Origin of the sequence: Lysinibacter cavernae, from assembly GCF_011758565.1 — a bacterium.
GTDB lineage: Bacteria > Actinomycetota > Actinomycetes > Actinomycetales > Microbacteriaceae > Lysinibacter > Lysinibacter cavernae.
This window is the reverse complement of record NZ_JAAMOX010000001.1, coordinates 1524915-1546681: the sequence shown is the minus strand read 5'-3', so window position 1 is coordinate 1546681 and position 21767 is coordinate 1524915. Positions and strand designations below refer to the sequence as shown.

Sequence of the window (21767 nt, the reverse complement as noted above, 5' to 3'; positions counted from 1 at the left end):
CTCACCAACGACACATCATCGACGGCGGTAAATCCTCCCTCTTCTGGCGAAGAAAGGGAGGATTTACCGCCGTCGTTTGTGTGAGGCCGGTGAACCAGCTGGCCGAGCCTCGTGGAGACATTCGCTGACGTTGTTGACCCCAAAAACATCCCTCTCCAAAAGATTTTTGACCAATTTTGATTTGAGCGTTGCTTTTTTGTTGTTTCCAGGTCTTTTAAGGTGTGGGGATAGTTCTGGGGTGTTTTTTCCGCGCCAGGAAACCCTAATATCGCTCCGCGTTATCGATAGGGAACATTTTTATGCGACGGTTTTACGGACTCGCAATTGCAGTATGTCTTGTGGCTACTGCGGTTTTTGCGGCTTCCTTCGTGTTCGACTTCACCAAGTCGTATGCGATTCGTCACGCAGGCTCAACCATTTCTGCAGACTTTGCGCAGCTCGCCTTTTCTGCTGAGAGTGAGTACCGCGTCGATAACACGACCCCTCTGCTCGTTGACGGGTCGAGCCGCCAGCCACTCGATTCCAGCAAGCTGCTCATGTTCGAAGGCGACCGGTTTCAGCTGCTGAACCAGGCCGTCGCCGTGCTTGGGGGCAACGACGTCAGCCTGCTGGACAGCAAGTCCTACGTGTCGGATGCCGCTCCCGACTATTCCGTTTCGACCGATTTTGATGGCTCGGACGTCGCAGCTTCACTGCCGGCTGGCGCGATTATCAAGCTCGCAGCAGGGCGATACCTCGTGCTTGACAGCGCGCAGCTGAGCAACGGCAAAGGATTTGAGAAGGCTATCGAGCGCAACGCCGTTGTTTCGGTTGACGGCAACGGGAAAGCCCGCATTTTTCATGGCGGCGAGATGGACGAGTTGGTCAACGATTCGATGGTGCTTTCACTTGAGAGCATCGGCTGCTCAATCGAGCTGACCAACGAGTTGCTGTCATGCCTTGACGAGAAACAAAACGTCGACCTCGCAAACATCATGGTCGATTTTGACGATGACCCGACTGCTCGTAAGCCAAAGGCTGACGAGGCAACGGCTACACCAACCCCGTCGGCCACACCCACTCAGGAAGAGGATGCCAGCCCATCGACCCAAGGGGACACCACCGCAGACGGCGTGACCACAAACACTGAGACGGGAACCGGAACCGGCGGATCATCTGGCAACGATGCCCCATCAACACCCTCCACCGACACGACGGTAGACCCGAACACCTCGGCAAACGTTCAAGACATCATCGACTCGCTGAACGAAGCTCTTGCCAACCAGAACCCTGTGCTGCCAGAGGTTGCACTCGGCCTCACCGTCAGCGGTCGTACAATCGTTGGCAACGGAGCCATTAACGACCCGCAGGGTCGCCTTGCGTCGCTCAACCTCACGGTAACCGCTGCCGACGGGACGGTTGCCTACACAACCGGGCTTGGTGTTGCGACCGGCGCGATCGGGTTCAGCACTGACAACCTCGAATACGACACGGATTACTCTGTTGTGCTCTTGGGGACCTACGTAGACGCCACGAATACGGTCGCCTCGGCGACGTATCACCAGCAGGTGGTGAAGATCACCTCGTTGACGCTGAGCTCGGCGCTGGTTTCGCGTGCAGCTCATGAGCTGGCCCTTGACCTTGGTGCACGGGGAGACCTCGCGAACCTTCGCTCCTTGAGCCTGACCTACCGGGTGAACATTGATGGCGAGCCATCCCTTGGAACACTCGACGTTGATGTGTCACAGCTCCGTGCCTCAGGCAGCACCCGGTTGAACCTCACCGGGCTGCTCCCGGTGACTTCTTACCTCATCGAACCCGCTGCGGTCACGTTTGAGGGCCGTAGCGCTGCGCTGCCGGAGTGGTACACGATCGAACGCACCATCGCACCCCAGCCAACGATTGCGGGGGTCAACGCAAAATACAGCGTTGACGACCGTGCGTTTGCCGTTGAGCCAATTGACCTCGTCGACGAGTTTGAGACGATCCAACGAATCAGGTATCTCGGTTTCGAGGCCGGTGACTTTGCCACAAACGGCATGGATGCGACTGAACTTACGCGGGTAACGGCATCCGCCGAAAACAAGTTTGGCGCGGCACTCGCCCCGCTCAACAGCACAATGGGTGACGGCTCGTACGTTTTTGTTGCCGTACTCATCGGCAATGACGGTGATACTGATTTTGAGATCATTAGTGCTCCCTCCGACGCCGTCGAGATGGATGAAAAAGCGCTCCCGCAGGCATTCTTTAGTCTCGAATCGGCCACGGCGGCCCAGCTGAATATCAACTACCAAATGGTCGATATTGACAACACGCTCATCAACGACACCTTTACCCACCCGGTGATGTTCCTGTATGCCCTCGACTCTGCGGGTAACCCAACAGGGGAACCGCTGCAGCAGGTTGATCTCACCACGGCAGCAACCATCCAGTCTGGCCAGTTGAATTTTGCTGGCCTGACCAAGCAGACGAAGTATCGAGTTGTGACCGTCGCGTCGTACAACATTGGCCAGGGCGCTGTGAAGGACCAGGTCATTGCCACGTCCGACATCTTCATGACTACCGATGTGGAGACAGTCCAAGCGACGATCCTGTTGAACCAGGCTGGTCTCGACGCGGCATCGGTGACGGTGCAGCTTTCTGAAAACGCGTCAGTGCTCGCCGGTGCCAAACTTCGTGTGTACCGTCAAAGCGACCTGCAGCAGGTTGGCGACCTCATCGATCTGAGCCCGTCGCTCTCCGGCATCGTGACACCAAACTTTGGTGCGTTTGATCTGACCGGCCTGCAGTCAAATACCAATTACGTTGTGCAACTGGTTGAAGCCGTTGACACGGGAAGTAACGCCGTACCTGTTCAGGGCTCGCTGAGCTTCGTGACCAAGAAGCGCGACCCAGTGACCGAACGGCTCGAAAGTTCCTACAGCGAAAGCGCAAACTCGCTGAGCGCAAAGGTCAACCTCAACGCGGGAACCGACCTTGTTGATACCGATCGTGCCATCACCTCGATCGTGTATACGGTTGCGGACGTTGCCGACCCGACCGTGACGCTGACCAGCAAGACGGTCACCGAACTGACCAAGTTCAAGGAAAGCGTGAGCTTCGATGTGCTCGCTGATGAACTGGGTCGAGGACGGCAGTATGTCATCACGGCCACCGTCATGTGGAACGACAACTACGCCGATCACACGGTGTCCCATGTTGGTCAAACCCTGACCGTGAACAAGGCTGTTGCGGACGCGACGTACTACTTTGTCTCGAAGGATGCGTCCGGCACCACCATGCGAGTGGTTGTCCGCGATCCAGACAGCAGCCTGATCGACGGTACGCTGAAACTGACGCACGGAACGGGCGACGTCGCGCTCACCGTTGGCAACAACACCGTGACGATCCCGAACCAGGGCACAACTCAGACCGTCACAACCGCGGCCTCGTACCGTCTGGTTGCAGGCGAGACGCCCGCCGCTCAGACGCTCATGACGAGTGTGCTCGAGCCAACGTTGGATGCCGCAACCGGGCAGGCGACACTCGCTTACGACCACGCAACCCGTTCGCTTCTTGTGACGCCAAGCCTGACCTCCGGGACCGCAGGCAACGCGCTACTCGCGACCTACACGGGCTCGCGTGTTGGCGAGGCAGCGACGTCATTCCAGCGTTCCACGTCGGGAACCGCAACGGTTTCGCCGTTCACGGTTGCCCTTCCCGTTGGCGACCTGCTCATGGACCAGAACCTCAACCTCGCGATGAAATCATCCGTCAGCTCGGTGACCAACACGTTCAACACCTCGTCCTCCGACGGCATGGTGTACTTGCGTGCTCCTGCGGCAAATGCCTCGGTCACGAGCGTTAACGGCGTCAACTCGCTGTCGACGGTGCCGGCAGCTGCGGCCGCGTACTCCATGACGGGAGGAACGTACAACAGCCAGACCGGCGATATTAACGGGGTTCAATTCTCCAACGCCGTTACCGGCACCAAGCTGAACTACGTTGGGCGTCTCGTTGACAACAGCGACGTGGCCGGAGTGTTCAACCTCATCCACCAGCCAAACGGTACCTACGCCCTGCAGTTTGGGTCGCAGTTCATCAGTATCACTGCGAGCGGCTCAAACGCTGTTGGCTCTGCAGCAACGGCGACCCAACTCATGGTGTACGGCGTAAAAACCACCGAGAGCATCCTTGAGCCACAGCCCATCGTGACTCCGGCGCTGACCGTGCCGACCGCATCCATTGCGAACCTTGAGATCTACGACCAGAGCATCAAACTTGATGTGCTTGGTTCTGACCCAGACAACGTGCTGCTTCGTGGGGCTGGCCTCACGAAGCCAGAGCTGTACGTCAATATCTACAGCCCGCTCAACGTCAAGGTCGGCTCGGTCAAGCTGTCGCAGCTGCCAACACTCGGCCAGGCAATGGGATCGCTCTCGCCAAACGTGACGTACACGCTGAAGATCGAGGGGCAATACGACTTGCTCGCCGGTGCTGGCACGGTAGATGCCGTGTTTGCTGAGCAACCGTTCACGACCCTGCTCGCGATGCCAGCCATGACGAGCACGGCCTACAACTGGAACCTCAGCTGTAGCGCGACCGTGCCACGCTCGACGCAGGCCACCGTGAGTTACACGGACCTGTCTCACGTGCTGACCGGGATCGACTACGTCTGGTACCAGCAGCCGACCGGCTTCGTGATCGGCACTGACCTCGCAGCCACTGAAACGGCTCTCGCCGCCCTCACGCCGGTTGCTACCTACAGCTCGACCAACACCTCGTTTGCCATGGCCATGAAGGATGGCGCTACGTTCAAATACGTTGCGGGCAAGACCTACATTGTCGCCGCGTATATGAAGACGAGCATCCCAACCGCGCCCCGGTTCTTGGCAAATGCCAAGCTGCTTGCCATTCCAAATGTGGCTGCGGCAACGGGAACCATCGTGAACTCGGCAACCACAACGCGGAGCCTCGACCTCGGCTTCACCATGTCAGACGCGAGCGGATACCTCACGTGCGCGACAACGAAGAACTTCACCTACACGCTCGTTGAGATTGCCTCGAACACAACGGTGGCCTCCGGATCGTTCAGCATCAACGGTTCGAGCGGCAGCTGGCCATCGACGACGTTTGACAACCTGTCACCGAACACGAATTACAAAATGACGGTAACAGGGACCTACGACAACCTCACTGGTGCCGGACCGGCTCCGTGGCCAATCACGGCGAGCTTCACGACGTTTGACGAGTATGTGACCGCCAACAGCCCGCTGATTAGCCACGACGGCACACAGTTCAACGTGTCGATGAGTGGTATCTCGAAGGGATCGAGCAGCATCAACTCGATCAACGTTGTGCTGCACAAGATCAGCAACTACGGAACGTCGAGCCAGTCGGACGTCATCGTGCAGACGAAGCCGGTAACCGTTCCGACGGCCAACCCCGGCTCGATCGCAACCTCGTTCCCGACCGCAGGATTTGATACCGGCGTGTACTACGCGGACATCGTGATCTCCTACACCGTGAACGGGACGACCACGACTCGCACCTACTCGGCTCAGACCTTCATGATGATGCATCAGGCTTCCCTGCTGCGGATGGCAATGAGCGTGGACGGGGGAGACGTGACGGTTGATGCTTCAGCGCTTGCGGATGCCGACGCAGACGTTACGTTCACCCTGCGAAACGCGGCAGGGGTCGAACTCGACTCGGTCACGACGGAACCGAACGATTCGGTTGAGCTTTCGGCGGCATCCAGCGACATCATGCTCAGCGTTGAAGCAACGACGAAGGATGGCGAGGTGCTGGCGACCAGCGCCGTTGCCGACCCCTCCCAGGCGCTCTATGCGGACGTCAACGCTGGCGCGCAGACGGTTGTGCTCACTCGCCCTGCTGGTGCCAACGCTGACGAATCGTTTGAGGTGGTCGTGACGCCAACGAGCAGCGACTTCTTCGATTCGATCGGCGAGGCCTTTGGCGCCGACCGAGTACAGCGCACAACCGTCACGGCCGCAGAACTCGCGGATGGTGTAACCATTTCTGCCGACCTCAAGAACGCAACGATCTCGGTCGTCAGCACCAAGAATAAGCAAGCCCAGACCGTATACGGCCTGACCAGTGAGGAAACCGCCAAATGAAGGTGAAGCTGATTGTCTCGATGCTTGGCGTCGTACTGCTCGCCGTGGTTGGCGTTGCCGTTTGGGGCACCAACCAGTCGGTGCGGTTGGATGCCGTTGAGCTTCCCTCAGCGGGAACCGTGCTTGACGCGCGCAATAACACGCTCCAGTTTGCCAAATCCGACGAGCTCTACCGCAACTGGGAGAGCAAACAACTGCTCAACCAGACCGAGGCGGATTCGGTTGGGGAGCTTGCCGCAGACAGCATGCTGACCTTCGACGACGGCGGCCTGCTGTTCACGGAGGACGCGACCAAATTTGATACCACCGGCAACATCAGCACGCTTCCGGCTCGCGAGGCGTTCAGCAAATCGGGCGAGCACAGCTTTGCTGCAGGCAGTGACTCGATTGAGGCGGATGAGGTTGCCAAAATTGGCATGCGCAAATACTTCTTCGCTGCAGAAGCCGACGTGTTGGTCGACGACGAGGTTGTTGACCGGGTGAATAACCCGCTCGTGCTCATTGACCGCACGGGAAGCGTTACGATCTCGAGCGATCAGCGCAAGAAGCTCTACATCGGCCACGTCACGCTCAAAGCGAGCGAGGGCGTTGTGCTCGACGCCAGCGCCGAGACGATGACCTACGACGATCTAGTCATTGACCTTGCCAAGGAGGGCGGCAGCGACAACGATTGGGCCGAGACGCCAACGCCGACCCCGACCCCGACGGAAGCAACTCCGACGGAATCCCCCTCGCCAACACCGACTCCCACGGCTACCCCAAGCCCGTCCGCGACGCCGCCAGCGGGGGCAGGTTCGGGCGACGGTGGGTCTGGCGCCGGCGAAGGCGGATCGGAAACCGGCGATTCTGCGGCGGATGCGGCAGCCGAGGCCGCGAGGAAACAACAGCTCGAGGAGCTCGCGGAACAACTCGACGCGCTGACCGATCTCACCTCAAGCGATGAGTTTGCGAAGCTCGTTGCCGACCTGAACGCGTCGTTGACGGTTGCGATCCCTCAGGTCGCCCAGAACGGCATTGCGCCGGGAGTAACGTCCGCCGACTTCGGGTTGACGGTCATCGACCTGAATAACGCCCTCGTTGGTATGCCAAAGGTGACCATTGTGGATGCCGGCGGCGCGGTCGCTGCCGAGAGTTTCATCCACGTTGGCCAGACGCGGTACACACTCACCGGGCTTTCGCCAGATACCGAATACACGGCCTCGGTCTCGTATTCGTTTGATTTGCGCGATGGTGAGGGTATCCGCTCGCTGACGGCACCCGCGGCAACGTTTACCACTCAGAGCGCCTACGCCCTGTATTGGCTTCAGGGATCAACCTCGACAACCCTGACGGTCAACGGGGTGACGGATGCTGTCGTTTCGGGCGCACGTCGTGCTGAACTCCGTGTCACCGAGGCAAACGGTTCCGGCGCGCCCGTCGCAACCGTGGCCACCGGAGTTGCCAACCTCGGCACGACGGGCGAGTCGGCGCTGTTGACCGGGCTGAGGCCCGACACCCTGTATCGGGTGCAGCTTGTGGTCACACTCGAGAACGGATCTCAGCTTGAGCTCAACCAATCGGCAAAGTACCGTACTCAGCCGGCAGTGAAGCTCTCGGGTGTGAGCGTTACCCCGCTCACTGATGGCGTCATGGCGCTTGCCTACAACTGGCAGTCTGACGAGTTTGTGGTCACCGACACCAACGCGGAGGTACGAACAGCCTCACAACGCACACTCGTTCCGTCAACCGTCACGACCGCTGACGATGGCACGCTGCGCGTTTCCACAAACGTTGATACCGAGGATGCGCCGCTCCTTGTCACTGTTGTCCTTCAGACCGAAAACCCAGAGACCGGTGAGCGAAGGGAAGTCTCGGCAAAAGCGGACGGACAGGTTGTGCCAGTTCCCGTTGCCACCCTGAGTGACGTCGGCGTAAACGAACCGACGCCGGATTCCTCGGTGACGACCCACACGCTGACCTACCGTTACTCTGGCGACGCCCTTGACGCGGCAGCCAGCGTGAGTCTGCAGGTGAATCTCGGCGGAAACATCCCTGCCTGGGTCACCCTCGGGCAGTCCACGCTTGTCCTCGACGAAGCGGGTGCCTCCGTGGCGACCTTCACCGTTTCCGAGAGCGTCCTCAAGAATTATGACGTTCGTGCGGCGCTCGTCCGCACGAACGTTCCCGTGCTTTATACCAACACAGAAAAAGGAAACTAACACTTATGGATCTTGTAGTCGGACTGAGCGTCATGGGCGCTGCCCTCGTTGTTGGGCTTGCCGTGCTTGGGGCCTGCATCGGGCAGGGCATCGCGGTAAGTCGAGCGACAGAGGCAATCGGCAAGAACCCAAACGCAAAGCCTGAGATTGTGTCAATGCTCATGGTGGGAGTGCTCACCATGGTTGTGCTCATTCTCTTCGCCCTTGTGCTTGCCGTTATCCTCATCTACATCAACCCCTTCGTTCGCTAACATGCCCACACACATTTCTAGGGGAGAGGGCAGCGCATGATCGCAACGATTCTGTTTGCGTTCTCGGTGTGGTTTGTTGTCATCATGGCGGCCGTTGTGGCCGTTCGATCGCTCCGCGCGGTGCTCGCGAGACTCTTTTCGCGGGTGATCAAACTCTCGGCATATGATGCAAGGCACGAACTCGCCTACATGAATGCCCAGCGGCGCGCGTCTGCCGAACGAGTCACCGAGCTTGAAGCACAGCAGGAGACTCTTGAGCAACTGCTCGACCGGCGAACCGACGCGCTTGAGGGGGCGCTCCTTCGCATTTCTCTGCTCGAACAGGCCGCAACTCGTCATCGCATCGCGGTCGCAGAGCCGGTTGAGATTCTGGTTCAGGCGAACCGTGACGACGAGAAGCCTCAGCCGCTCTATGAACGCCAGGTTCCGTTTTCCACCGCCGTCGGCGTGTTCGACACGGTTCTCGGCGATCGCTCCCTGCATGAGCCAACACTGCACCGTCGAGCCCAAGCCGAGTTCCTTTATCTGCAGGAGCGGGCAGCCTCACGACGTGCGCTGCCGTTTGTCGAGATCATGAACGTGCTTGACCTCTACACCGGGATCGAGCTTGACCGCTTTAAGCGCGACTTTGATCGTTTTATGGCTCAGCTTTCAGGGACGGCCGCTGGCAGGACGGTCTTCGCCCAACATCACGATCCGGTTCGCCGGATGGAGCAGCTGTGGCTCGGGGGATTCTTTACCGCGACCATCGACGGCTTTGCCGACTTCATCGCGTTTACCATGACGCGTCAGTACTCGTTTCGGACGCTCACCGCCCTTCACTCGCGCTTTATCGAGTGTTATGCGATTCAGCGGAAGGCTCCGGCTGTTGACGTTATTGTGGCCGATCAGGAGGCCGCAGCCCTCGCCCGCTCCCTGTGGGTTGAGAATGCGAGCGGACAGCACGTAGACATCCGGATTGATCGAGACATGATCGGCGGCGTCAAAGTGCAAAGCGTGTACTCGGAGATTGATTTCTCGTACCGCCAGCTCATTGAAGAATATTTTGTGGAATCAGTAGCGAGGAAAGCCTCATGAGTCAGAACGTCACGTTTAATATCGAAAAGTTTGGTCGGCCGCTCGACCTTGAATACCTTCGCGATAACGGCCGCGTTGAGCAGGTTTCCGACGGTGTGCTCTACTGCTCTGGACTCTCCAACGTTCAGCTGCACGAAGTCGTTGTGATTCACGGTACCTACCGCGCCATCGTGCTGAGTCTCGGTGAGGAACTCGTTGGGCTTGGCGTGCTTGTCGAGACGACAAACATCCACGAGGGTATGGAGGTGACACGGAGCCACGCGATCGCGTCGGTCGCTACAGGAAATCACGTGCTTGGACGAGTGTTGAGCCCTGAAGACTGGCTTTCGACGGAGGGCCACGATGGTGGACTCAGCCCGCTCTTTAACGTGGTTCCCGACATTATCCGCCTCGGAGACGTGAACCGTCCCATGATGACCGGACAGCCAGTTATCGACGCGCTCACACCCGTCGGTCGTGGGCAACGCCAGCTCATCCTTGGTGACCGCAGAACCGGAAAAAGCCAGATCGGCATCGACACCATCCTGAGCCAGGCAGGCCAGGACACGGTCTGTATCTACGTGGCCATCGGCCAGAAGGTTTCGCAGGTCGCGCATCTCGCTCACGTCCTCGCTGACCAGGGCACCAGGCATTACACCACGATTCTCAGCGCGCCGGCCAGCAGCAGCCTGACCGCCCAGTACCTCGCGCCGTATGCTGGTATGGCCCTCGCCGAGTCATGGCGTGATCAGGGCAAAGATGTTGTGGTGATCTTTGACGACCTCACCCGCCACGCCGAAACGTACCGGGCGCTGTCGATGCTCTTCAACCGCCCGCCAGGGCGTGAAGCGTACCCAGGCGATATCTTCTACATCCACTCGAGCCTGCTCGAGCGGGCGGTGCAGATGGGCGCGGATGCCGGCGGCGGCTCGATCACGGCCCTTCCCGTTGTGCAGACACTTTCGGATGACATCACCTCATACATCCCGACCAACATCATCTCGATCACCGACGGTCAGATTTTCTTGCGCACCGAACACGTCAACAAGGGGCAGCTGCCCGCAGTGGATACCGGGCTTTCCGTTTCCCGCGTTGGCGGCTCGGCACAGCACCCGCTGGTGAGAAACCTGAGCAGAGGGCTGTCGTTCACCCTCGCCCAGTACCATGAGCTGCAAGAGTTCTTGGCCTTTGACAACGCGATTGATGCTGAGAGTCAGAAGATTGTGTCTGATGGCACGGTATTGCTTGAGGTGCTCAGGCATCCAGAACTCATGCCGTGCACCCTCGCCCAGCTGGTCATGCTGCTGTCGTTGTATCAGGACGGTAGTTTCCACACCCTCGATACCGACGCCGTCTATCCGGTGAAGATGTCGCTGCTGGCTAACGCGTCCGCAAGCGAGAGCTTCGCGGTGTTTGCCTCGACGCTTGAGGCGAAGACCGAGCTGACGACCAACGACCTGAACTACATCAGCAAGCTCTTCGCGCAGGCTGTAGAGGGCCGTTCTGTGGTGAAACAGTGAGTAGCGCCGACCTCGCCGATCTTGACCGCAGCATTGCGAGCCTGAGTACCACCAAGAAAATCGTTCGGGTTACCGAGCTCTCGACGCTCGGCAAACTGGGCAAGCTTCGTGACCAGGCGGATGCGGCGGTTGGGTATTACACCACCATCCTCCGCTCGATGCAGGCCATCCTGCAGTCGGAGGAGATTAGCCTCGCACGATGGGCGAAGGGACCAGAAGTACCTGGCGTCACGGTTGTGCTGCTTATGACCTCGAACCGGGGAATGTGCGGCTCGTATAACCAGGCCGTGTACCGGGAACTCGAAGATTTCATGGATGCGTTGCCAGAGGACGAACGCGTGCGATTTGTTGCCGTTGGAGAAAAGGGCGCCCAGTACCTCGAACGCTCCAATCGTGCGCCGCACCGGACCCTCAACGACTCGCTCGAGACGATCTCCGTCGAGGATGCGGCCTTCATTGCCCGCAACCTGTTGACCGAGGCGAAGGCCGGCGAACTCAAACGCATCGTTGTGGTCTCGACGCACTACCTCGACGCGATGCATTCGCAGACACGCTCGACGGAGATCTTTCCGAGTATCCCGTATCCGGAGACCACCCCAACCGAGCTCTCAGAGCTTCGCGGGGTTGTGGATTTTGACGAGCAGACGGAAGAAATTGAGTCGTTGCTGCTTGAGAACTATCTCACGGGCATCCTCTATAGCCTCCTTCGGTACGCGGTTGCGAGCGAGTTTGGGGCAAGGCGCATCGCAATGAAGGCTGCTCAAAAGGGCATTACCGACAGGCTGACCGAGACCGTTGCCCTCAGGCGGCGCGCGCTCATGGATCAGCAAACGAACGAACTTATTGACATTGTGAACGGCGCGCGCGCCAGTAGGCAGGGAAAACAGCATGGAATTAGGTAGTCGCGCAATTGGAATTGTGCTTGCCGTCAACGGCTTTGTTCTTGATATTGAGTTTGACGAGAACAGCCTGCCCGACATTGGCATCGCGCTTGAGTACACCACCCACCAGGGAACGTATCTTGCCGAGGTCGCGCAGCACACCGGCGTTGGCACGATCAAGGCCATCACCATTGGCGAGGTCAGCGGACTTGCCCGCGGCGCCAAGGTGCGAAACACGGGAAGGCCCCTTGAAGTGCCCGTTGGCGAAGCCGTCCTCGGGCGAATGATGAACGTGTATGGGCAGCCGATCGATGGGCGGGGGCCCATCGAGCCCGAGGGCTACCGCCCTGTCCTTGCCGACCCTCCTGCCTTTGACGACCTCGCCGACGAGCAGGTCATCCTTGCAACGGGAGTGCGCGTTATCGACCTCATGTGCCCTATCATCAGGGGCGGAAAGACTGGCCTTTTTGGTGGGGCCGGCGTCGGAAAATCTGTGCTTATGCAGGAGCTCATCGCCAATATCGGTGTGATGGGTGGATTCTCGGTGTTTGCCGGTGTTGGGGAACGCGTCCGCGAGGGTAACGCCATGTACCACGAGCTTGAGGAGAGCGGCGTGCTGCCAAACACGGCCGTTGTTCTTGGTCAGATGAATGAGGCTCCTGGCGCTCGTATGCGCGCCGGTCAGGCAGGACTTGCCATGGCCGAGTACTTCCGTGACGTCAAAAAGCGCGACGTGTTGTTCTTTGTTGACAATGTGTTCCGCTTCATCCAGGCCGGCGCAGAGGTTTCCGCCCTCCTTGGTAAAACACCGATTGTTGGCGGGTACCAGCCGACCCTTGTCAAAGAGGTTTCAGCGTTTCAAGAGCGCATCGCCTCGACAAAGGACGCCGCAATCACGTCGATCCAGGCCGTTTTTCTCCCCGCAGACGACATCAACGACCCTTCGGCTGTCGCGACGTTTGGGCACCTCGACTCGACCATCGTGCTTGAGCGCAAGATCGCCTCAACCGGCATCTTTCCCGCCATCAGCCCGATTGCGTCATCGTCGAGCGCGCTCACCCCGTCGATTGTTGGCCAGCGCCACTACGACATCGCGACGCGTATCCGCTTCACCCTCCAGCGCTACATCGAACTGCAGGAAGTCATCAGCGTGCTCGGAGTTGAGGAACTCGGAATTGACGACCGCAACATCGCGAACCGCGCGCGAAAGCTCCGCAACTATTTCTCGCAGTCCTTTGGTGTTTCGGAGAAGTTCACCGGGCGTAAGGGGCACTACGCGCAGCTTGAGCGCTCACTCAACGAGGCCGAACTGATTCTTGATGGCGCGTTCGATAAGGCATCCGAGCAAGAGTTCCTCTACGTGACCGATCTTGATGCACTCGTGCGAAAGTATGTAGCCGCATGATGCTGCAGGTGTTTACCCCGGCAGGGCTCCAATTTTCTGGTGACATCGAGGGATTTGTGATCGATACAAACACCGGAAGGCGCACGATCCTCCAACGCCACGGCGACTACCTTGGGTTCTTTGACGTCACGCGCATTACGATGCTGTCGGGTGATGCTGAGCCGCTGTTTGCGGCATCTGGATACGTGCACGTGGCGGGTGGACAGGCGACTGTGCTTGCGGAGTCGGCCGGCTCAAGCGAGGAGAGCATGGATGCCTTCGCCGCCAGAATGCGCGGCATTTGGCAGGACGTATGATCCTGAACTACTGGGTGCAGCTCCTCGTGCCCGTGACCGCGGCTGTGGCCGCTGCTGCAATCGTGCTTGTTGTGGTTTTTGTCGTTCAGCGACTCCATAAACGGTCAAATCGGGCGGGACTCCTTGCGGCACAGCGCTTGAGTGAGTCTCGGTTGCTCCCAAGGGATGGCCGATTACTCGCTTCGATCGCGATGTTTGGGGCGGTGACTTTTGGCTACGGGGGTGCGTTGTTGATGACCGCCGAGGCCGGGGTCGTAAGCTACCTCGTTCTTGCGCTTATGGTGTGCTGGGGTGCAGCGTTTGGGGCGGCGCGTTCTGGACGAGGACGCGGAAGTCCGCTCGGGTTGCTCAGGGCGGTTGGCTTTGCGATGCTCCACCTTGGCCTGGTGCTCGGTATTGGGTGGCTTGGGCTACTCCTGGTTGAACCCTATACTGAGTCGCGTTCGCTGTGGCCCCTGTGGCTGGTCGGCTGTATAGCGGTTTCTGCGCTGTGTTCAATGCTCGTGGCTTGGCTGTTGCAGCAGCAGCTTCGGGTGCAGACCTCACGTCGCTCTGCCGGTATCACGATTGTTTCGCGGGAGACCGCTGCCCCGCGCAACGGCTAAAACTCTACGCAAATATTAGTTTGCCGCAATATTAATGACGGCTGGAATCTTTTTGCCGTTAGCATTAATGCCCGCATTGGATTATGCTTCAACTCAACCGCCGCACGATTGTTCGTGACAAAGTTCGCGGTGAGGGCGCGTCACGGCTCAGGGGATTGAGCTGGCGCCTTCTCAGCCTGTCTCTCCGAGGCAACCCGGCAGCGAACATTCTGGGGAGTTGAGGAGCACCATGATACAAACGACGTCGCGCTGGCACCAGGCGCGGGGCTACCGCCCAGCAATGATCGCGCTCGGGATTATGACCGTCGCGGGAGCGTTTTTTCTTGTCTCCTCCAACCTAACGAATGCTGCCTATACCGATAAGGCCACAGCCGAACGGGCCATTGGGAATCCAAACGAGTTTCGTTTGGAGACCAGGGAGCAGGGTGGCAACTGGAAAACATCAGCACCGGCGGCTGCTCCCTCGATTGTGGCTGTTACAAATCCTGAGGGATCCATCGGCGTGCTGACAACGATCGGGACAACCCTTGAAGTTCGAGTAGCGGCTGGAGGGCCGACGGGCGCAATCGTCCCGTCGCTACTGCCGTCCCAAGCGTGCCTCGACCGGATTGCGGCTCTTGATAGTGGCCCGAATGCCGATACCTGGCGCACAACGACGCCACGAGAAGACTGCCAGAAGGTCTTTGACAACCTGCTGTTCTCCGTCACCTGGAACGGCAGAATGGTTGCGATTGCAACGTCAGCGGCAGAGTTCAACCAGATCGCCTCTCGCCGCTTGGCCGGGGCCCTACCAGGGGTTTCGTACCAGCTTGAGATTGTGGCAAAAGTTTCGCCGATGTTGCCGTTCAAATACAACACCGCTTCAACCGGCGTTGGCGTAGCGTTTACCGGGACCTCGGAGACAACATCATGACGCGCACATCTCGAACCGCAACGGTTCTTGCCATCGTCGCGGTCATCGCGGTTGGCGGTATCTTGCAGGTTCCGGCGGCCACGGAGGCCGCTTACACCGACACGAGTAACAGCGCATTCCCTGCTGATAACGCGCGGCTTTTGCAGCTCACTCCGGCACCCGAATCCAACAACATGCCGACGGCGATGCAGGGCAAAACCATATCGGTGGCTGGAGGCGATTCCTACGCAAGCGTCGCCGTTGACACCCAAAACAACTGGTATGCGTGGGGTTCCAACGCGAACGGTGAGTTCAGCATTCCTGCTGGCCTCAGCGGCAAACAGATCAAACAGATTGCGGGAGGCAACGGGCACCTCCTCGCCCTGACTACCGAGGGCAAGGTGTTTGCTTGGGGCCTGAACTCCATGGGGCAAGCAACCGTTCCCGCCGCGGTGAACGCAAAAACGATTGTGCAGGTGAGCGCAGGGTCTAGCTTCTCGATGGCGCTGACGAGTGAGGGCAATCTCATTGGCTGGGGCGAAAATCGCTACGGCGAGCTCGACATCCCGTCAGAGATCAAGGGCAAGTTCATCTCGCAGTTTGTCGCGGGAAGCTGGCACGTGATGGCGGTGACTCAGGACAATGCCCTGTCTGTTTGGGGCGCCTCAAATCCCACCCAAAACGTCAAAACACTCCCAGAAAGCGCTGACTGGGGCCGTACAATCGTTGGCCTTGCCGCGAACTATCAGGTGTGTGCGGTCATCTTTGAGAATGGTGCGGTGCTGCAATGGGGAACAGCGGCGGGCGGGCAGATTGTGAATCCCGCCGGACTCGCGGGAAAACGCGTGAAGCAGGTGAAACAAACGCAAGGAGCCAGCATCTTTCTTACCGATGACGGGCAGGTGTTTCGCTCGGGAAGCTCGAGCCCAACCATTCCTTCGACGATCAGCGGAAAGTTTATTGACCAGCTCTTTGGCACGTACAGGGGTGTTCTCTTCCTCGAAAGCGCAACTCGCTAAACGAAGCGCACTCCGCACTGTAACGAAGTGGTCCGCATCGGCACTAAACAGTGGGCGCGCCTGCCGAGGGAGCATGCGTCGTTGCGCGGATCTCCATACGAAGCCTGTTTTGGACCACCCAAGGCAACACCGCGTGGCTGCCCAGCGAAACATCCACCTGCCATCGTGAGAAGAAACCCGTGCTGACCTTTTTGCTCGAACTCAAGCGCCTGCTGAGCGACGGCTCCTTTGCACTCTATTTCTACATCGTTGTTGTGATCTGGATGGTCTGGGGCACCAAAGCCGTCATCTCAGCGAAGTACCGGCCCTATTCAACACCGTTTGAGGGAACCGTCTCGGTGATTATTCCGGTCGTTGACGAACCAGTTGATCTGTTTCGCGAGGTGCTTGATCGCATTCGCAAACAACAACCAGACGAAATCATCGTGGTCATTAACGGCGCCAAAAACCCTGCCCTCGAAGCGGTTTGTGATGAGCTCGGCATCGAGCACGTGCATACCTCAACTCCAGGAAAGCGCAACGCGCTCCGCGAAGGAGTCGCCGTGTCGAGCGGCGAGATTGCCGTGCTCGTCGACTCCGATACGGTCTGGACCGCAAACACGCTTGACGAGTTGCTCAAGCCGTTTGCCGACGCAACCATCGGAGGGGTTACCACCAATCAGCGAGTGCTCGACCCGGCCCGCAATGTGCTCACGAGGTGGGCAAACTGGATGGAATCGGTGCGGTCAGAGTACTCAATGCCGGCGATGTCGCGGCTCGGCACGGTCGGATGCCTCCCTGGCCGCACGATTGCCTTCCGCAGAAGCATCCTCGTGCGCAACATGGATCGCTTCATGAACGAAACGTTTCTTGGCGTTTTTCTTGAGGTTTCCGACGACCGTACGCTCACAAATTACACCCTCAAGGACGGCTATAAGACCGTCTATCAGTCCACGAGCGTGGTCTACACCGATGCCCCAACTGAATTTCGCGTTCTCGCCAAGCAGCAGTTTCGCTGGGCGAGGGGTTCCCAGTACAACACGCTCCGCATGAGCTGGTGGATGCTGCGCAACGCTCCAATGCTTGCGTTTTTCTACCTCACCGACATTATTGTGCCGTTCCTGATCCTCGGCTGCGTCACGAGCTGGCTCATCGTCCCGTTCATTGCCAAAGACACCAATCTGTACGAAGAATTCTTGCTCCCCGCCCATGGCGCCGGCCTGGTGTTCTTGCTTGGCCTCGCCATCCTCATGACGGTCCTTTCGCTTGTGCTCCGTTACTCTCGGCATTTTGGCCGGCAGCCCGCCGATATCAGCCTGATCCCGCTCTTTTTGCTGCTCAACACGTTTGTGCTGATCCCCATCCGGGTATGGGGCTTTTTTCAGTGTGCACGCAATGCTGGCTGGGGCACCCGCAACGGTGGGTTTAGGGGCGAGCAACAGCGTGGGCTTGGTTTATACGTTCCGATGGTGCTCGGCGGGCTTCTCCTCCTCGCGTCAATCGCTCTTGCCGTTCTACCCGACAGGACACTGATCTAAATGACACAACTTCCCAGGCGTTCAGAGCTCCGTGCGAAACGGAACAGCATGCGGCACTTTGTGCTCGCCGGAGTTGTGCTCATCGCGGTTTCCGCAACGGTGCTGCTGGCCGACGGGCAAACCCTCGCTGGCATCACCAATAGCTCGCCGGCCGAGGCAGGTCAACTCGTTGGGTCGCCGGTGCCGTCCGCAACGCCGACGCCGGGTGCCGAACGTGCCACGCCTCCGACCCCATCCGGCGACCCCTCTGCGGTTCCTAGCGCTTCCGAGTTGGGCAACGTTTCGCTTTCGCCAGAGGCACTCGCGGTCTCACCAAATAAGGTCGTCGGCGTTTTCTCAAACGGGTTGCCCTACGGCCAACAGGAATACGACAACTATGTTGAGCTCGCGGGCGCGTCACCAAACGTCATCAATTTTTTCACCAAATGGGATGAGCCGTTTCGAATTGACGGCGCCGACGCCGCGTACGCAAAGGGCGCGTTTCCCATGATCTCGTGGGAAAGTTGGGCAAAAGGGTCGCCAACAGCAGACCCAAACTACTCGCTCCAGAATATTCTCAACGGACAGTTCGACGGCTACATTCGGGACTTTGCCGACGATGTCGCGGCTTATGACAAGACGGTGCTGCTTCGTCTTAACCACGAGATGAATGGCAAGTGGTACCCGTGGTCTGTTGGGGTCAACGGCAATACCGCGGAACAATACGTTGCCGTCTGGCGTCACGTGCACGATATCTTCGCAGAGGAGCAGGCCGATAACGTTGCCTGGATCTGGTCCGTTAACGTACAGCGCGCAATCCCCGAATCCTCGGTCCCACTTCAGCCGCTCTACCCCGGCGACGACTACGTCGATTTCACCGGAATAACCGGGTATAGCGTCGGCGAGGCCACGGCAAACGAGCTGTTTGGTCCGACCCTCGGGGTCATCCGCACGTTCAGCACCAAACGGACCATGCTGACCGAGGTTGGGGCCCAATCCTACGGAGGGAAAACGGCCTTTATCTCCAGCCTGTTTAGCTACGTCAACTCAGACCCCAATATTGTCGGGTTTGTCTGGTTCCAAACGACCGTAAAAACGGGCGGAAAATCTGACTGGATCTTTAGCGACAACCAAGCGAATATCGATGCCTACCGCGCCGGCGTCGCTGCCACTCCGCTCGTCTCGGCGCTGCCACGAGGCGAGACAGTCGGTAGCCGGTAGCCGCGTCGTGGGCCTACTGGCGGTATGACGAGAGGAAGTTTCCGATTCGTTCGATGGCCGTGCTGAGATCAGCCGATTCCGGCAGCGTCACAATTCTGAAGTGATCCGGCTTTGACCAGTTAAACGCCGTGCCCTGCACCACGAGGATGCGCTCGTGGATGAGGAGATCCAGCACAAACTTCTCGTCATCATGAATCTCGTGCACGTCTGGGTCGAGCCGTGGGAACGCGTAGAGCGCACCCTTCGGCTTGACGCAGGAAACGCCAGGGATCGTGTTGAGCATCTCCCAGGTGACATCGCGCTGCCTCGTGAGTCGACCGCCAGGGGCGATGAGTGCGTCAATGCTCTGGATGCCGCCAAGGGCCGCCTGGATTGCGTGCTGGGCGGGGACGTTTGCGCAGAGCCGCATCGAGGAGAGTAGCGTGAGTCCCTCGATGTAGCTTGTTGCCCGCTCGCGTGGGCCGGTGATGACCATCCACCCGGAGCGATATCCGGCAACCCGGTACGTCTTTGACAGGCCGTTAAACGTGATGCACAGCACGTCGGGCGCGAGCGAAGCGATCGAGGTGTGCTTCGCCTCGTCGTAGAGGATGCGGTCGTAGATCTCGTCGGCGAAGATGAGGAGCCCGTGTTGGCGCGCGAGCTCGGCGATACCTGTGAGCACCTCGGGGGAGTACACGGCGCCCGTTGGGTTGTTCGGGTTGATGACAACAATTGCCTTGGTTCGATCAGTAATCTTGCTTGCAATATCGGCGAGATCGGGATTCCAATCGTGTTCTTCCGAAGCCGCGTAGTGCACAGGGGTTCCGCCAGCGAGCACGGTGGATGCCGTCCAGAGCGGGTAGTCGGGCGACGGCACGAGGATCTCGTCGCCGGGGTTGAGGAGCGCCTGGAGGGCAAACGAGATGAGCTCGGAGACGCCGTTGCCGAGGTACACGTCTTCAACATCAAACGAGGGGAAGCCTTCACGCACCTGGTAGTGGTTGACAACGGCTCGACGGGCGGAGATGATGCCTTTCGAATCGGAGTATCCCTGGGCCGTTGGCAACGACGTGACCATGTCGCGCACGATGGCATCTGGCGCGTCAAAACCGAAGACGGCGGGGTTGCCGATGTTGAGGCGGAGGATGCGGTGGCCGTCGGCTTCAAGCCTGCTGGCGTGGTCCTGCACCGGTCCGCGGATGTCGTACAGCACGTTGCGGAGTTTGGCCGACTGGTCGAAGTTGCGGAGTGGCCCGGAGGAATGCTGTTCAGACGACATACTCACAGAGTTTATCGCGTTCCAGGGTGATCGTTGAACTGGGATGCTGCCCTGCCCAGCCGGTGCAAGACTACCGGATTGATGCCCCCACGTCGCTGCAGAAAACGTGGTTCCGATCCGTTCATGAAAAACACACCCTCAGTCTGTAATGTATTTCATACTTCGAGCACTGAACTGTGGACGAAGAGTTCGTTCTGGTCTGGGGAGACCGTCAAACGTTGAATCTGGGGAGAATACTGTGCTGGATAATCCCGTGCATGTTGGGGATCACGCTGCCAAGCGCAAACGCGGCGTCATTGGTCGCGTCAGTAAATTGCTGGTCGCTGCCGGTCTGATCGCTGCGGGCTCGACGCTGGCGTTCGGCCCTGTCACTGATGCAGCCTATATCGATCAGGATTTCGCGCAGCCCTCGACGGCCATTTCGGTTCAGACGCGCCAGGTCCTGACCACCGTCGAGACCGGTACGTACGCTGGTTATGGCCGTCTGCCTGACAAACGATGGCTGGCCTGGGGCGACCGCCGATTTGGTGGCGGTGTAGCCGTTACCGAGCTCAGTCGCCTGAATGACATCACCGAGACGCCAGCGCTCGCTGGCAACACCTTTGAGAAGATTTACTCTGGGGACAAAGCATCGTTCGGAATTGATAACCAAGGCATCGGCTATTTCTGGGGAACAAACACGGACGGCCTGTTTGGGAACGGAAGCGCCGTCACGGCGCGTTTTGATCTTCCGCAACGCGGTCTCACGTCAGGCTCGCTTGCTGGTAAGCGTCTCGCCTCGATGTGTGTTGCCTCCGACGGGGCCATGGCCATCGATACCACCGGTGGTCTTCACTCGTGGGGCGTCAACACGAGCGGTCGGCTTGGCCTTGGAACACTCTCAGCTCAGTCTGTTCCCGCTCTGGTGACGGCGCTCAGCGGAAAGGTGATTACCGCCTGCGTGCTGACGCAGAGTCACGCGCTGGCGATTGACAGTTCAGGCACCCTCTACGCGTGGGGTCTCGGCTCGAGCGGCCAACTAGGCATCGGCAGCGCTCTCTCAAGCTCTTTGCCAATCGCAGTATCTGGGCTCACCAAGGTTGTGCAGATCGCGGCCTCAGCGGGCTACAGCGTTGCCCTTGATGCAGAGGGCTCGCTGTTCTCCTGGGGGAACAACCGAAATGGGCAACTCGGCCTTGGCCTTGTCAGCACAGACCCGTACCTTAAGCCTGTTCGTGTCAACGACAGGGGTGCCCTTGCCAGTCTCAAGATCAAACAAATCGACACGGTATCGGGCTCCGTTACTTTCGCGTTAGCAACCAACGGGGTTCTCTACAGCTGGGGGTCTGACTTTACTGGTGGCCTTGCCCAAGGGCCAGTCTCTTCGTCTACTCCAGAACCCACCCCAATTGAGCGAGCGACCAGTAGCCTTGCCGGCGCCGCAATTGACTTCGTCTCCTGCGGCTCAGGTACGTGCATCGCCCTTGATACCAACGGCTATGCCCATGCCTGGGGTTACGCGGGCTATTATCTCTTCGGAAATGGGAGCAGCGTCACAACAGGGCTTACTCAGGCCGCAGTTCTCTAGG

15 protein-coding genes are annotated in these 21767 nt (G+C 59.0%); 14 read left to right on the top strand and 1 reads right to left on the bottom strand.

Translation table 11 applies throughout. From position 1 onward, the window contains the following. Positions 1 to 299: 299 nt before the first annotated feature. The 13 genes from FHX76_RS06935 to FHX76_RS06875 all read left to right on the top strand — a co-directional run bounded on the left by FHX76_RS06935 (position 300) and on the right by FHX76_RS06875 (position 18938). The gene (locus tag FHX76_RS06935; protein ID WP_167149211.1) at positions 300 to 6098 is read left to right on the top strand and encodes a hypothetical protein; all 5799 of its coding nucleotides are present in this window, start codon (positions 300 to 302) and stop codon (positions 6096 to 6098) included. Beyond that, on the top strand, positions 6095 to 8296 hold the full coding sequence (locus FHX76_RS06930) for a hypothetical protein (RefSeq protein WP_167149209.1): 2202 nt from the start codon (positions 6095 to 6097) through the stop codon (positions 8294 to 8296). Before FHX76_RS06935 ends, FHX76_RS06930 begins: the two co-directional genes overlap by 4 nt. A 5-nt stretch (positions 8297 to 8301) precedes the next feature. Then, on the top strand, positions 8302 to 8547 hold the full coding sequence (locus tag FHX76_RS06925) for an ATP synthase subunit c family protein (protein WP_167149207.1): 246 nt from the start codon (positions 8302 to 8304) through the stop codon (positions 8545 to 8547). A 36-nt stretch (positions 8548 to 8583) separates the two neighbouring features. After that, a complete protein-coding gene (locus tag FHX76_RS06920) occupies positions 8584 to 9624 on the top strand; it encodes a hypothetical protein (protein WP_167149205.1) in 1041 nt (346 codons plus the stop codon). Continuing rightward, positions 9621 to 11123 (top strand): F0F1 ATP synthase subunit alpha, encoded by a 1503-nt coding sequence (locus FHX76_RS06915; protein ID WP_167149204.1) that lies wholly within the window; start codon positions 9621 to 9623, stop codon positions 11121 to 11123. The genes FHX76_RS06920 and FHX76_RS06915 overlap by 4 nt, the downstream gene beginning before the upstream one ends. Next, a complete protein-coding gene (locus tag FHX76_RS06910; protein ID WP_167149201.1) occupies positions 11120 to 12025 on the top strand; it encodes a F0F1 ATP synthase subunit gamma in 906 nt (301 codons plus the stop codon). The genes FHX76_RS06915 and FHX76_RS06910 overlap by 4 nt, the downstream gene beginning before the upstream one ends. Further along, a complete protein-coding gene (gene atpD, locus FHX76_RS06905; RefSeq protein ID WP_167149199.1) occupies positions 12012 to 13409 on the top strand; it encodes a F0F1 ATP synthase subunit beta in 1398 nt (465 codons plus the stop codon). The genes FHX76_RS06910 and atpD overlap by 14 nt, the downstream gene beginning before the upstream one ends. Next, on the top strand, positions 13406 to 13705 hold the full coding sequence (locus FHX76_RS06900; protein ID WP_167149197.1) for an ATP synthase subunit epsilon domain-containing protein: 300 nt from the start codon (positions 13406 to 13408) through the stop codon (positions 13703 to 13705). Before atpD ends, FHX76_RS06900 begins: the two co-directional genes overlap by 4 nt. Then, complete coding sequence (locus FHX76_RS06895) at positions 13690 to 14310, top strand: hypothetical protein (protein ID WP_167149194.1); 621 nt, start codon at positions 13690 to 13692, stop codon at positions 14308 to 14310. The genes FHX76_RS06900 and FHX76_RS06895 overlap by 16 nt, the downstream gene beginning before the upstream one ends. Before the next feature lie 229 nt (positions 14311 to 14539). Beyond that, a complete protein-coding gene (locus tag FHX76_RS06890) occupies positions 14540 to 15223 on the top strand; it encodes a hypothetical protein (RefSeq protein WP_167149192.1) in 684 nt (227 codons plus the stop codon). Further along, complete coding sequence (locus FHX76_RS06885; RefSeq protein WP_167149190.1) at positions 15220 to 16221, top strand: RCC1 domain-containing protein; 1002 nt, start codon at positions 15220 to 15222, stop codon at positions 16219 to 16221. The genes FHX76_RS06890 and FHX76_RS06885 overlap by 4 nt, the downstream gene beginning before the upstream one ends. Positions 16222 to 16400: 179 nt before the next feature. Continuing rightward, a complete protein-coding gene (locus FHX76_RS06880; protein WP_167149188.1) occupies positions 16401 to 17738 on the top strand; it encodes a glycosyltransferase in 1338 nt (445 codons plus the stop codon). Next, the gene (locus FHX76_RS06875; protein WP_167149186.1) at positions 17739 to 18938 is read left to right on the top strand and encodes a glycoside hydrolase family 26 protein; all 1200 of its coding nucleotides are present in this window, start codon (positions 17739 to 17741) and stop codon (positions 18936 to 18938) included. A gap of 13 nt (positions 18939 to 18951) precedes the next feature. On the opposite strand, the gene FHX76_RS06870 is transcribed toward FHX76_RS06875, so the two are convergent. Beyond that, positions 18952 to 20199 (bottom strand): pyridoxal phosphate-dependent aminotransferase, encoded by a 1248-nt coding sequence (locus FHX76_RS06870; RefSeq protein ID WP_167149185.1) that lies wholly within the window; start codon positions 20197 to 20199, stop codon positions 18952 to 18954. Between the two features lie 238 nt (positions 20200 to 20437). Between FHX76_RS06870 and FHX76_RS06865 the strand changes: the two genes are divergently transcribed. Further along, positions 20438 to 21766 (top strand): RCC1 domain-containing protein, encoded by a 1329-nt coding sequence (locus FHX76_RS06865; protein WP_167149182.1) that lies wholly within the window; start codon positions 20438 to 20440, stop codon positions 21764 to 21766. The last annotated feature ends 1 nt before the right edge of the window (position 21767 follow it).